Below are 1,219 nucleotides of genomic sequence, written 5' to 3' on the forward strand. Positions count from 1 at the left end.
TTTTGACAAAAATGTCAAAAAAGTGACAGCAACACTTGGGTGGGAGCAAGAATATTTCTTGGTCGACAGTGCATTAGCTAATTCTCGTCCCGATATTTTAATGACGGGAAGAACTTTGTTAGGTCACACCTCTGCCAAAGGGCAGCAATTAGACGATCATTATTTTGGGTCGATTCCAACTCGTGCTTTGACTTATATGCGAGATTTAGAGCAAGAATGTATGTTGCTCGGAATTCCAGTGAAAACGCGTCATAACGAAGTGGCTCCCAATCAATTTGAGTTGGCTCCTATTTTTGAAGAAACGAACCTTGCTGTCGATCACAATTGTTTGTTGATGGATGTAATGCAAAAAGTGGGTGAACGTCATCATTTGAAAGTTTTATTACACGAAAAACCATTCAAAGGGGTTAACGGTTCAGGGAAACACAACAACTGGTCATTAGCTACAGATACCGGCGTTAACTTATTGGGTCCTAGTAAAACACCGATGAGCAATTTGCAGTTTTTAGCTTTCTTTATCAATACCATCAAAGCGGTAAATGATTATGAAACGTTGTTGCGAGCTGCCATTGCAACCGCCAGTAACGATCATAGATTAGGTGCTAATGAAGCGCCACCAGCTATTATTTCAGTCTTTATTGGTGAACAATTGACCAAAGTATTAGCGGAATTAGAAGGTGTAACCGACGGTAAATTATCACCTGAAGAAAAAACCGATTTAAAGCTGAATGTAGTTGGAAAAATCCCAGAAGTAATTTTGGATAATACCGACAGAAATAGAACTTCGCCATTTGCTTTTACCGGAAATAAATTCGAGTTCAGAGCAGTAGGTTCTTCGGCAAACTGTTCAAATGCAATGACGACTTTGAATACTATCGTTGCCAAACAATTGAAGGATTTCAAAATTGAAGTCGATGCCTTGATTGAAAACAAAGGGTTGAAAAAAGACGAAGCAATTTTTAATGTTTTGAGAGAATACATCAAAGTTTCTAAAAAAATCCTTTTCGAAGGAGATGGTTATAGCGATGCATGGGAAAAAGAAGCTGCCAAAAGAGGTTTGAGTAATTTCAAAACCACTCCAGAGGCCTTGAAAGCTAGAGTTTCTAAACAAGCTTTGGATTTATTTTCAGAAATGGGAATCTTGAATCATATAGAAATGGAAGCGCGTTATGAAATTGAATTGGAGGAATACACCAAGAAAATTCAAATCGAAGGCAGA

The 1,219-nt window shown here is 38.1% G+C and carries 1 pseudogene; it reads left to right on the plus strand.

The annotated features are described in order from the left end of the window. Window positions 1-1,219 (plus strand): annotated as a pseudogene (locus EKL98_RS16470) (glutamine synthetase type III); the annotation flags it as partial.

The organism is Flavobacterium bomense, assembly GCF_003970355.1.